The 14,474-nt window shown below is 47.0% G+C and carries 4 protein-coding genes; all 4 read right to left on the bottom strand.

Annotated features, from left to right (window positions below):
• From JO154_RS10495 to JO154_RS10480, 4 genes are read right to left on the bottom strand one after another with little or no spacing between them, the layout of a single operon-like run.
• A complete protein-coding gene (locus tag JO154_RS10495) occupies positions 1–1,005 on the bottom strand; it encodes a PorP/SprF family type IX secretion system membrane protein (RefSeq protein ID WP_291944857.1) in 1,005 nt (334 codons plus the stop codon).
• Between the two features lie 24 nt (positions 1,006–1,029).
• Positions 1,030–5,157 carry a PKD domain-containing protein gene (locus tag JO154_RS10490; RefSeq protein ID WP_291944855.1) on the bottom strand — a complete coding sequence of 1,376 codons (4,128 nt, stop codon included), beginning with the start codon at positions 5,155–5,157 and terminating at the stop codon, positions 1,030–1,032.
• A gap of 18 nt (positions 5,158–5,175) precedes the next feature.
• On the bottom strand, positions 5,176–5,517 hold the full coding sequence (locus tag JO154_RS10485) for a T9SS type A sorting domain-containing protein (RefSeq protein WP_291944853.1): 342 nt from the start codon (positions 5,515–5,517) through the stop codon (positions 5,176–5,178).
• A gap of 17 nt (positions 5,518–5,534) precedes the next feature.
• Positions 5,535–14,453, bottom strand: a complete 8,919-nt coding sequence (locus tag JO154_RS10480) for a gliding motility-associated C-terminal domain-containing protein (protein ID WP_291944849.1) — start codon at positions 14,451–14,453, stop codon at positions 5,535–5,537.
• Positions 14,454–14,474 lie beyond the last annotated feature (21 nt).

The raw sequence follows: 14,474 nt of genomic DNA, 5'->3' as shown, positions 1-14,474 counted from the left end.
TTACAATCTTGGACAAACGAAATCCACTCCCGGAGTTCTTACTTTCTTTCTGCCGATGAACGTCAGCGATACCTCAAAGCTGTTGGAGCCTCTAGCCATTTTGGACAGATCAGAGGTATTGATATCATAGCTGACACCCAGCATCATATTTTTGTAGAGAAAGCCGGCATGCGTCGTAAAAGCATCCTTGTAGCGATAGTTTAGACCTAGCAGTACATCCGTTTCCAGCGCCGCATTGTACTGTCCGTATGCGCCGATCATTTTCTCAGAAGCAGGCCCCTGTTGGAGATAGAGGATATTAGGCGTTACAGAAAAACGGTCGTCTATATTCAATTTGATACCAGCGTGGGCAGTAACGCGCATGGGCATACGTGAATCGCCATAGGCGCTGAACTGGTCTGCTGGCCGGGTCAGGTGCATCACCGAGAAACCGCCATAGATATTGTATTTCTTGCCGGGCGTACCATCATAGTACAGTACACCGGCGCCGGCATCAAAAGAAGCCGCCGAAGTCCGAGAAACCCCATCTGTATAAGGATTCGTAGGATTATAGCCCGTAACAGGATTCCACTGTTCTCCAAAGCTGAATTTAGAAGGATCGAATTTACGCTGGATGAATCCCATCTGCAGCCCGAAGGTAAGCTGATGGTAATGGCTGGCATCCAGTTTCACACCTGTGTAAGCCGCGCTTACGTAGCCCGTAGTGTAGTTATAGCCGGCATCTCCAGCCGCTTGATTCAACACGCTGGCGCCGAAGTTGATACTTTTGGCAGTGGGTATTTCCGCCGCAATACCATACGTTTTAAAAGGGCTGATATTCCCCCATTGGGTACGATAGATGGCCGCAATACGGTAGTCTCCGTCGAATGCGCCGGTCAGTGCCGGGTTTAACCAGGACGGATATACGTAGTACTGGGAGAAGTGAGGGTCTGTCTGCGCCATCAACCGCTTGCCAGCGGTAATGGCTATGAGCATCATGAGCAATGCAGCAAAGTTCTTTCTCATTTACGCAGTATTTAAGTGTTAGTGTTATTTGAGAATTGTCACGTAGCCGGTGAGTGGCGGGAACCCGTTCTTCAGCTTAATCACGTAGTAATAGGTTCCTACCGGTAATATGCCTCCATTGGAACGCCCATCCCACGGTGTGCCATAACCCTGGCTTCTGTATACCCTGGCGCCATAGCGGTTGAATACTTCCACCGTAGCACCTGGATAATCGTCCAGGTTTTTGATCACCCAGGTATCATTGATACCATCTCCATTTGGAGAGAAGGCCGTTGGCGGTTGTACGGGTTTCAATACTTTCACCGTCATCTTATCCGTAGCCGTACAGTTATGTTTTCCGATGGCTGTCATGGTGTACTCGCCATCTTTCATAGCGGTTATTTGAGGCGCAAATACATTCGGGTTCGGGAAGTCGCCCGCTGGTTCCCAGCGGAATTGGAGATGCACAGAGTCATTCGCCGTTGGGCGGAATTGTACCAGCGTACCTTGTGGCACCACAAAGGAAGGACCCGCATCAATCACTGGTTGCAAGTACACCATCACAATACTGTTGAATGGAGCAGATGCACAACCAGAGGCAGACGCCACTTGTAACTGCACCCCATACTCTCCTGGCTGGGTGTATTTCTTCACGGGATTCCTGTCTGTAGAAGTTGTGCCATCGCCGAAGTTCCAGGTCCAGCCCAAGATATTGGCAGTAGGATCTGTACTCTGATCGGTGAAAACATTATCTGTTCCTTGGCAGAGCGTATCCGGAGATACTTTGAAAGCCGCTACCGGCTGGGCAAAGAAGGCGTTGAACGCTTTGGTAGCCGTATTCGCGCAACCAGCGGTAGAAGTAGCCGTCAGGCTGATATTCACAGGTCCGTAACCGTTATAATGATAGGTAGGATCTTTAATGGTAGACGTAGCATTGGCTTCGCCGAAATTCCAATCGTAGGTAAGGGCTTGCGTACCTTTGATAGTGGATTTATTCGTGAAGGTGGCGGTACCTTCCGGCATGCAGACTTTCACCGGCAGGGTGAAATCCGCTACTGGCAATGGATGTACCGTTACCGGTTGTTTTACCGTATCGCTGCTACAGCCTTGTGCGCTGCGGGTAACGAGGGCTATTTTCCACGTGCTATCTTGTGTATAGTTGAACGTAAAGCGATTGCCATTGGTGTATGTCACATTCGTTTTGTTACCGAAATCCCAGTACCAGGAAACCAAGGTGGGATCTGCTTGTGGGAAGATGGTTACTGGTTGACCCAGACAAACATCTGCCACAGTGAATCCGACTGCTGGTTTTGGATGCACTATGATGGTAGTGGAAATAGAGTCTGCACAAGCATCGGTGGTGGTAAATACATACCAGATCGTATGCGTACCAGCACCTGCAGTAGCAGGGTTCATATTACCAGCAGCATCCACTCCAGGGCCGCGATAGTAGCCCGTTCCAGCAACGCCATTCAGTACAGTGCCCTTGTCTACCTTCACTGGTCCTGTTACATTTTCACATACAGGTGTTAAAGCAGCGAAGGCCAATTTAGGTTTGAACTTAAAGACTGTTTTTAGTACTGAATCTTTCGTACAGCCTTTATTGGTAGTCACGGAATATTTGATCGTGTAGTTACCAGCGGTGCCGTAAGTATGCGCAGGACTCTGCACCGCAGCGGTATTTGGATTGGCTGGTGTAGCCGCGGGGTCTCCAAAATCCCATGCATGCGTAGTGAAAGTGCTGTTATCCGTTACGGTGGGTGTACCTGTAAATTGTACGATACCATCTGCAGCAATACAGCCAGCAGGTAAGCTAAAACCAGCAGTAGGATTGGCATTGACAGCTATTGAAATACTTACCGTATCGCTGATACAAACCTCACTTACCTTTACAACATGTTTAACAACGGTGGTACCTGCGGTGGAGAAATTATCTGTTCTAGGAGTGCCAGTGCTATCTTTCAGGACATTGCCATTTCCGAAATCATAATACCATTGCCCTATGGGTTTCGTGCCGCCGAAGGTAGAGTTGTCGGCAAACACTACTTTACCACCCGCACATAATGCCGTCACATCGCTGGTGAAGCTGGCCACAGGTTTAGGCACTACACCGATACCGAAAGTGGTATCCGCCACGCATCCTTCTCCACTAATAGCCGTTAATTTCACGGCATTAGTACCCAGTGTTGCCAAGACTTTCTTCACCGTTTGGCCGCTATCTTTCACATTTCCTGGAAACTCCCAGTACCAGCGGTGTTGCTTGTTCAACACGTTCAGGGTATCCCCTCTCAGATAGATGGTATCCAGTGTACAGCCAGAATAATCCATGGAGAATTTTTTATCCGGCATATCCTTCACACTGATGGTATAACCTACTCTTTCCGTATTGTTACAGTTCTCAATGCTAGGATGGGTGGTTAATACAGGGATATCATATTCTCCTTTTGTATTGAATAGATAAGTTCCAGGAAGGGTATACTTGTAATAAGGAATTCCTTTTACCATGATAGTGCCCGTGCTAACAGGGTTCATCACCGTCACATCTGTAGCAGGTGTGATGAAACCGGCTAGCTCACTCAGTTTCCACACCATTTTAGTTGGCTGGTAAGCCATCAGGATAGAGAGTTCTACCGGCGTATTTGTACAGGTATAATCATTCGTAGTCTTTGTATTATCGTATTCGTTATGGATAGATCCGACGGCATTCAGGTTGTTAACGAGCGTACCGGCGTTATAGGCATAGCTTTCTACAGGACCCATTCCATAAACGGTACCTACAAATGCGGAATCACTGGAGGCTGTTGACTGGCCTACGATAGCTCCCCATCTTTTTACCACGATGGAATAGCCCGCCAGATTAGGATGAGCATAAACATGGTCGAAAGTATTAGCGCCATCAATACGCAGGCTGGTAAGGCCGCCTGTAGGGATAATCAAGGTGAGGTAGTTCACTCGAATATCCTCCTTATTATTCCGATAGAAGCCCACCTTTTTGATCGCTTGTTCAATGGGGCTGATGTATACTTGCTCTGGATCTCCCCACTGCATATTATTGGTGCAGTTGCCGGCGGAGGTCATATACTGCGCTACCAGCACGGGTTTATCTGCCTCAATATAGTCGCCTGTTCTACTTTGATATTCATAGTAGGAAGGACCTGCCTTGACCGTCAGGAGGTTACCATTGACTTTCACCTTCGTATTAGGGTCTTTCACCACTATACGATAAATATTATTCTGTTTTCCAGTAGGGTCATTATCGATGGCATTGGGAGCCGTGAGGTAGCGTTTACCCCAGGTTTCATAACCAAAGATCTGTTGGAGGGCATTATCACCGCTACCGCCCAAACCAGCACAGTTAATGGAAGTACGGCTGCTACCGGAGAATACGGCAACAGGATAACACTCGCCGTTGGAATTGGCAATGGATTTCACTGTCGTTCCCGTCAAATCAAATCCTTTGCTGCTGTTATTATCCGGGTCGAGTTTTCCTACCACTTGGTAGATTTCTCCTTTTTGTAGTGTAGCCGTAAACGGTACTCCTACAGTCCGGCCATTCCTGGTAGGTACAGACGGTGTGATTTCTATCACCGTATTATTTTCCTTGGCGATAACAAACATATAGGAGAAGCAGTTATTGCCGTAGTATTGTTGACTATTGCAGGAGATATAAGAGTAGCCCCAGGTATCTGTGGGCATGAGCATAGTAGCTCCTGAAGAGGCGGAGCCATAGATATGCGCATAGGCCACTATGGGCACATTGCTGACAATATGAATAGCTTTGTTAGTGAAGACGCCTTCCCCTCCTGTTCCTCCGAACCCCGGAGGAGGAGAATAAAGCCTTGCATCATTGGTTCCTGACTTCTGGATCAGATCCGTAGCGATCACCGTATTGGCAGGAATGTTATAGGTTTTGGAATAAGTAGGTCCATAAGATACGGTGACAGTAGCCGCTGTTTCTGCACTGAGGTATAGTACCATTTCCTGGCTATTGGGCTGTCCGGGTTCCATAAATTGGTGAAGTCCGTAGCCAACCCAGAATTCCTTTCCCTTGTTGGAACGGTTCTGGGCTGTGCTTTTAATGGCCACGAACTGCAACACTAACATCGCTGACACCAGGCAGTACCTCCTGATGGAGATACTTGTATGGTTGAATAGGTTGTATATCTGTTTCATGTTAGTAGTGTTGACAGGTTATTGCTTGAGAATTAATTTGCTCACGCAGGTGCCATCATCGAAAGACACGCGGAGCAAATAGGTACCACTGGAGAGGTCTGCGGCTGTCAGTAGCACGCGTTTTCCACCGCCCTGCCAGGTTTTGATCAACTGTCCTGCTATGGAATACAGGGCCAGTTGCTTCATAGACCGAATACCTTCAATGGTACATTGGGCGCCTAACGGGACCGGATATACTTTTAGGATCCTGTTTCTTTCCAGGACGCTGTCTATCCCCTGGCGGCAACTGTGTGCTGCTGCATGGGCCGAAGCCACATGCAGCAATACACCAGCAATTGTGATAAAGAACATCTTCTTCATTACCGTTTATTTTTCGGTTATCGAACCAGGTTTATCACGCCTTTCTTTTCTGTTACAGTGCCATCTACCAGGGTAACGCGGCATACGTAGATGTATACGCCTGAAGGCAACGCCTTACCCTTATAGGTTCCATCCCATCCTTGTTGTTGGCTCAGCGATTCGAATACTTTTTCACCCCATTGGTTGAAGATGGACATATGTATATCGCGGATGATGTATCCATATACAAACAGCACATCGTTCTTTCCATCGTTATTTGGTGTGAAGGTGTTCGGGATATAAATGCCGTCTGGTAATGTTTTGCCAGTTGCAGGGTCAGACACCTGTTCAGCACATCCTAACGCTTTCACGAGGAGGCCATATTCGGTACTTGGCTGCAAGCCTTTCAGTTCATGTATCAGTCCCTCGCTGCCACTGGACGGTGTAATCCAGGTGTTACCACCATCAACAGACACCAAGTATCCTGTAGCATAAGGCACTGCGGCCCATTTGAAGCGCATCGTATGCACGCCCATTGTATCCACTGTCAGTACTGGTTTGATCAGTTTCGGCGTCATTCTCACTACACCTTTCGTTCTGGTACTACCGGCACATCCTTGTGTGGAGCTTTCCACGTATACGTTCACATTCTGGGTCACAGGATTAATCGTATAGTCGTTACCGGAGTGTAGGAGATTACCGCCGCTAGTAGCATCATACCAATTGTACTGGGCGTTAGGTTTCGGATCTTTCACTTGGAGGGTAACGCTGTTGCCTTCGCAAGTCATAATGGAATCCTGTACTAGCACTACTGGCGTTGGATCAAATACATCCACTGTTATGGTCGTATCGCCAATACAACCCTCCTTCGCCACGATGCTCAGTTTCACCTGTTTAGTTCCTGCAGAACGGAAGTATCGGGTAGTATCCTTCGCACTGGAAGTAGTGGTATCGCTGAATTCCCATTTCCATTTCGCGATGCCCACACCGTTGCTGGTAGTGGCATTGCCGACAAACGTTGCCAGGTCATTGATACAGTTGTTGTATGTGGTGGTAATCGTTACTACCGGCGCTGGAATTACCTTCACTGTCAGTACGCTTTCAAAAGTGCTGTTACAGCTTTCGAAGGCAGGATGTGTGATACGAATAGGTATGTAGTAGGTGCCTGGTGCGCTGAAAATGTAGTCAGCATCCAGTACATAACGGTAGTATACCCTTCCGTTTACAGTGATGGAATCTTTTGGAACCGGATTCGTTTGTACCACATCTGCATGCGGAGTGAGATTAGCCACTTCGCTGAGTTTCCATTTGATCTCTACCGGTTTCACTTGAATCAGCATAGAGAAGCGGAACGGTGTCTTAGCACAAGTGTAAGTGTTGGAAGACACGGACGTATCTGGATTATTGACGTTCGTGTAAGAATTGAGGATATTCAGATTCTTCACTAATGTACCGGCGTTGTATCCATAGCTTTCCTGGCTACCCTCTCCATAAACGAAGGCGGTGAAGGCAGAATCACTACTTGCTTTGGAAGCGCCTGGCGTTGATCCCCAACGTTTCACTACGATAGAGTATCCTGGCGCATTGGGATGCGGATACGTATAGTCGAACGTGTTACTACCGTCGATCTGTAGGGAACTGAGGCCATTGGTAGGAATAATCACATTGAGATAGTTCACCCCAATCACTTCCTTATTGGTACGATAGAAACCGACCTTTTTGATACCTTGCTCTACTGGGCTGAGGTAAATCATCTCAGGGTCTCCATCATTGTAGTTGGTACTGGTACAGTTAAACGCGGATGGCATATAGTGTGCTACCATCACTGGTTGATCTGACTCAATCACATCTGGCGTCCTGCTCTCAAATTCATAATAAGCATTACCAATCAGGTTCGTCAACCGCACATTATTTACTTTCACTACGGTGGCAGGATCTTTCACCAGCACGCGGAAAATACCCGTTAGGGTGGCAGTTGCCGAATTATAGGTAGCAAATGGTGAGGTCAGGTATTTCTTACCCCAAGCCTGAGACGGGAAGTTTTGCTGCAGCATATTATCACCACCGCCACTCAGTCCGCCGCCACAATCCAGGGAAGTACGGGAGCTACCGGAGAACACCGCCACTGGCCAACATTCATCTTTATCATTCTTCACAGATCTGATATGGCTACCCGAGAGGTCATATCCTTGTGAGCCAGACATGATGGATCCCATCACTTGGTACACTTCACCTTTTTGGAGAGTAACGGTAAATGGCACGTTCGGCTGGCGTCCCCCTACAGTCGGAACAGTAGGCGTAATCTCTACTTTGGTATTATCATAATGGGCGATTACATAGAGCCAAGAGTAACAGTCGGAACTATAATACTGTTTCGACTGCAACGTCATATAGTCGTACCCGTAAGTACCTACCGGCAATAGCATAGTAGCGCCGGAAGACAGGCTACCGTAGATATGCGCATACGCCACAATAGGCACATCACTTTCAATACTGATACCTCTGTCGGAGATACCTTCATCCATGAGACGCGCATCACTAGCGCCAATTTTCGGGATCAGGTCGGAAACGATGGTTGTATTTGCAGGCACACGGTAGGTTCTTTCCCATGAAGTACCGTTGATGTATACACGTACATTGGCGGAGTCTTCCGCATTGAAGTACAGTACCATTTCCTGGGTATTACTACCTGTGAAGAACTGGTGGTGACCATAAGCCACCCAGAATTTCGTACCCCTATTGGAGCTGTCGGATGGGACAATGATTTGTTTGGTATTGATACCATCTGCTTCCAGACCAGTGAAGTAATCCAGGTAATGGAGACTAGTATCGCTGATGATATTAGCCACTGGATCTACTTTACTGAGGGTATCTGTACTCCAGGCTTTAGTGGTATCCGTCATAGCCAGGCGAATATTTTTCTCGCCATGAACGAAGCCCAGCCAGGAGTCTACATAGAATTGCTTGATATCAAATCCATATTGATTGCTAGATGGATTAGCATCCACATCAACATAGAAATACATGTAAGTAGAATCCTTCGGAACATTAGGTGGTTTCACGCCGGAATACCTGCGCACCGTGAGGTCTGTAGGTATAGACACACCAGGTTTCCAGGTAATTTTGGTAACCGTGTCGGTACCAAACATCCAGGTTTGCGTAATACCTGGAGCTGGAGTAGCCGGTGTTGCTGGGAGTACTGGTGGAATAACCGCTGGATAGAACTCATAAGCCCCCATATCCGGTACACCTTCTGTAAGTACCGTCGGACGTGGATCTCCATTGATGTCCACCGGATTATCTACTGCTTGTACGCCACGGCCATGGATGGCCCATACTGCCGGATTATTGATATCCGGACGCAAATCTGTATTGCTGATAAAGGCCGGTTTATAGACAATAGAGCTCTGCTCTTGTGATTTGGCAGCGCGGTAAGCAGGTAGCGTTGGGTAATCAGTTGCCGGAGCGGCCGTCTGACGCACCAGTACAGTACCGTTTGTATACAGCGTATTGTAATCACTGTTGATATAATCCGGATTGGTCACCAGTAAAGCTCTTCCGCTGCTATCATGTGCGAAGATGTTATTTCTCAACTTCAGATTTGCATCGCTGGAAGAAGTGGAGAAGTAAGCCGCATAGTTATTGGTAGCGCTTCTGGAGCTATTGAGAATTGTATTATTGAAAATATTGGTGGTGCTGGAATAAATGCTGTTCATACCATATGAGTTGGCGCCCAGCGTCTGCACGTTGATAACGTTGTTGATGACACTGCATACACGACCTGCATAGAGGTAGATACCCGTTACATCGCCATAGTTTCCACGCATGGTGATTTTATTCGCAGTGACAGCGGCTTTCTTACCCTGCATACTTGGGTAGTACAGGTAGATACCATTCACCGTTGTTGTAACACCGGTAGCATTTACCAGGTTGCGGGACAGCACCAGGGCAGAATCCGCATAACCACAGTAGATACCATAACCCGTGGTACCCATAGGAGCCGTTAATTCGAGGGTATTTTCCGCAATCACCTGGTTACGTACGTAGTAAGTGTAGATACCATTATCGCGGGAACCTTTGATAATATTCTTTTCTATGCGCAGGTTTTGGCCCAGTACAGAATAAGAGTTATTCCAGTAAATACCCGAAGAACCATTTTTGATGGTGTTACCACTGAGGGTATTGGCATTACCATATACCCCATTCGCGTATATACCTGCCACGTTAGTACTGGTGGTAGTCACCGCAGGCATATCGATCACCATTTTCGTGATGCTGTCGTATCCTGGACCGCGGTCGAATACGATACCACGACCATAAGTAGTGCTGGTAGGTTTTACCGTGATGTTTTTCCAGGTTACATAGCTCACAGAATCCAACATCAACACGTAGTTGAGTGTAGAGGTGCCGGCAGTAGTTAAGATAACATCCGCAGGGTTACCAGTTTTGCTGGTAAAGGTGACGCGATTCGTAGCGGAAGCACCAGGGATATTATGCATGGTTACTTGTTCGTTGTAAGTACCTGCTACTGCTTCGAATGTAACCGGACCAGCGATACCGCATTCCAATTTCAGGGCAGCAGCACTGAAGCTCTGGAAGTTTTGGGTGCTTGCTGGTTGTGCAGGATCGATGGAATAAGTTCCTGCCAACAGTGGATCATTCAGGTTGGCCATTACTACAGTAGAATAGGCTGTATCAGTACCACCGCATACAATTACACAACGGAAATATTTCTTAGCAGTTAATGCAGTACTGAAGGCAGCGGTAAACTGTGGATCACTAGCAACTTCCCAATTGCTTGTACCATCAAGGCTACGTTGCCATTGGTAGGTCTGGTGTCCTCCCCTACTATTACCTGTCAGGTCCAGCTTCACGAAGTTGCCCATACACATCGGCGTATTAGGCGTGATCAGGGAAGTACCTGGTACTGGCGGTTTCACACAATCTGGGATAGTAAATTCCCAAGCGCCAATATCTGGCGTAGTAGTACTACGAACCGCTTTGCGGATATCATCCACAATACCGACTGGTTTACCGGTATTATCTAGTGGAGAGATAGCCGGTTCGAGATTACCGATAGACTGATCCACAAACACTGGCTCAATATCCAATGAATTGCTGTCCAGTTTTGCGCCAGTGCGCCAGTTGGCCAAAGTAGCGTAAGTAGTGGTGGAATACCCTGTGTAAGCAGTATTAGCGCTGCTTTTCACGAAGATATCGTTGTAGTCAGATTTCACCATATTGGCGGTAGACATATACAATCCATACCTGGATCCAGTGCCTGATCTACTTACTTTGAAGATGTTATTATACAGCGATACATCTGTAACAGTTCCACTATGATAGAAACCGTATGATGTTACGCTAGCAGTATTTGTATTATCGTCCAACACAACAGTATTATGCAGGAACTGCGCATAATTGGAGTAATAACTATACAGACCATAAGTAGTACCACCGCGGATATTATAAATCGCGTTGTTAAATACTTTAGAAGGCGCGTTTACATCTCCATCTGAATAGTACAGTCTGAGTGCATACGTAGTAGAAGTGTTGGTTCCCATGGCATCATACAGGTTATGTATCCTGTTGTTGCTAACAGTTACCTTTTGAGAACTTTCCACACTGATGCCATTGGTAGAAGACGCACTAGTACGGCCTGGCCTGGAAAGATCATTGCCGTCGATGGTGATATTGCGGTTATAGTAGACACGGATACCATCGGAATAAAACTCCTTCACGGTATTACCAGCAATGGTAATATTATTGCTATAGTTAGCGCTTTCCGCATAGTTAATGATACCATAGTAACCACCACGGATGGTATTATTGATCAAGCGGATACCATCACACCTATTATAGGTGCTGGTAGTAGCACTAGCGTCAGCGCCGCTGATCACGATACCTGCATAGCTGCTGCTGGTAGCGGTAGAATCGGAGATAATCACACAGCGACTAATTGTATTGCTGTCTGCATCTTTCCACATGTGTACGCCGTATCCATAGTTGGTACCACGGGCATCAATCACCAAACTGTCTATCGTTACGAAATCGGTACCACGTAGTTTGATGGTAGCGCGTTCGTCCGTAGTTTGACCGGTGAAGGCAATCGTGTTGCCGTTACCGTTAAAGGTGATGGTATTTACGACAGAAGTACCTGGGATAGAATCCAAAATCAACTGTTCATTATACGGACCAGTTCCTGGTGCCACATTGAACACTACCGGACCTGCGATACCGCAAGCCATAGCTGCTTTGGCAGCATTGAAGCTAACAAAGTTATTAGAGCTGGCAGGTTGTGTTTTGTTGATAGAATATGTACCAGGCGCTAATGCCGGATTCACTGTAAGCAGTACAGGTACGGAGTAGGCAGTATTGCCACTACAGGTAACCGCTACGCGGTAATACAGTGTAGTCGCCGCCGTTATAATAGTATCTGGGTTTGTTAATGGGTTACCCAGGTTAGTATATGGACCCGCGATATCTGTAGATGACTGCCATTGATAGGTTTGCGCCAAACCGATGGAATTGCCGGAAAGCGACAAGGAGACCTTCATATTTACGCAAACGGGCGTAACGTCCACTTTCGCTGTACCTGGCGTAGGTGGTGAAGTACATGGAGGAGGTGTAAACTCATAAGCGCCGATATCTGGAGTGGTTGTACTACGCACCGCCTTCAGGATATCGATAGGCACAGCAGGCAAGGCCATTCCTTTATTATCGATAGAGGCATTAGTAGGTGTATAATCACCATTTGCTGGATCTGTAAACAGCGGATTGGTCGTATAAGCAGATGCATCTTGGTGAGAGAGCGTCTGCCAGTCGGACAGCTTAGCGGCATTCGCGCCCCAATAGCCTACATAGTTCGTACCAGAGGTCCCTGGGTTATAATAGTTGTTATTATTCGCCAGTACAGTGCTGGTGGCAGTACCGATGTAAATGCCATATTTAGCTCCACCACCTGTTCTGGTGAGGGAGATGAGGTTATTATAAAACTCCACGCCATCCACTTTGGAGGACTGGTAATAACCATAATGGTTATACGAAGTACTAGTAGTAGATGCGCCGTCTATAGAGAGGGTATTATGGTAATAGCGGTTATTGTCGGAACTGCTGTTGTAGATACCATATACGCTACCGTTACCGGTGAGATTATAAATCAGGTTGTTAGAGACTTCATTTTCCAGGCCGGAAAATGCGCCCACACTAGAGAAATAAACCCCATAGAAGGAACTGGTACTAGTGGGCGCACCACCAAACGGATTCGTAATCCGGTTGCGGGTAATTTTCACCCTGGTATTCAGGCTCGTACCGTAGACGCCGTAGAAAGTAGTAACACTACGTCTTATCGGCCTGCTGATGATATTATCCTCTATATTCAGGAGCGAAGCACCACTGAAGTAAATACCATATTGATAAAAATCAGTGATCTTATTATTACGAATGGTTACACCAATATTTGGGATATTGGAACTTCCCATAACAGTAATGCCATAGTAGCCCCCAATGAAGGTATTACCGATGATATTGATACTATCGCAGCTATTATCGCCGGTGCCAGTTGGGGAAGATGTAGAGGTGCTGATAACAATACCTGCATAGTTGGAAGCGGTGTTGACCGTATCCAATACGAAAGTACAGTTAGTGATATTGTTCTTATCCGCATCATTCAGTATATGCACTCCCCATCCGTAGGTAGTACCTGTACCGATGACCGTTTTTAATACTAAACCATTGAAAGTAAAATAGGATGCATTATCAAGTTTTATGATGGCTTTGTTGGCGGAAGTACAGGCAAATGCCAATGTATCGCCATGGCCGTTAAAGGTAATAGTATTCGTAGCGGAAGCACCGGGAACCGCATTAATGACCAGTTGTTCATTATAGGTACCGCTGCCTGCCACTACATCGAAGACAACCGCGTTATTAATCCCACATTTCAGGAAATTATAAGCGTCGTTGAAAGAGGCAAAATTAGTACCGCCAGTAGCAACATTCTTGTTGATTGTGTACATACCGCCCACCAAAGCCGGGCTGGTTACCTGTACCCCATTGGAAGTACCGGAAAGCCCTGTGGCAGCGCAGGTTACCACACATCTGTAATAAGAAGTGGTGGTCTGGCTTTCTGTCACCATCGCGGTGGTATCATTCAAGATATCTGTCCAACTAACGTTATCGGCTGAACGTTGCCACTGGTATTTCAATCCAGAAGCCACCGTACCGCCAGTAACGCTGAGATTAAATTTTTGGTTCAGACAAACGGTATTCGTATTCACAGTAGCCGTACCTGCTGTAGGAGTGCCGGTACAAGCCACTGCGGGCGTCCAGATAAAAGTGATATTGGGCCTAGTGGTCATATCACCTGTATTGGAAGTACTCGTAGTGCCGCATACATCGGAGGTATTATCTACCCGATAAGTATGGGAAGCATTGAATGAAAGCCCAGTAGTGAAGGGTACTTCCGGGTTATGGGTATACCAGTCCCCATCTGGGATGGGATTCTGTCCGTTACAGACTTCCAGTACGATATTATCTGTACCGTTCCAGAAGAACCCTGTAGGGAATGTGAAGGTGTTCCAGCCGCTGACAGGCTGGTAATCGGCTGCAATTCTGCCGATATAGGTGGTCGTTAGCCAACTGTTGGCATCCAGCGTCGTCACGGAAGTGGTACCCATTTTAATGGCATACCCTTCCACAACACCAGTAGCGTTGAGGTTCTTTACAAAGAACTTAACGCCGCCGATCATACCTGGTCCCATTCCGGCAGCTTGTAGCTCCGATGCTCGAATCAGGTACTGTGCTCTCGACCCCTCATAATAATCCTGCATCGGGCACGGATAACCGGTACTGGAATTACCGGTAGAATCGTTCCCGATACGGATATCTGTTTGTGCTGATAGCCGGAAAGCTATCAGCAACAACAGACTGGTAAGGAGAGTTACTGTTAATTTTTTCATTTCAGTTTATTTGGGAATTCT

Source organism: Chitinophaga sp. (assembly GCF_019236475.1).
GTDB lineage: Bacteria > Bacteroidota > Bacteroidia > Chitinophagales > Chitinophagaceae > Chitinophaga.
Note: the sequence above shows the minus strand (reverse complement) of the source record. Positions and strands in the feature narration are given on the sequence as shown.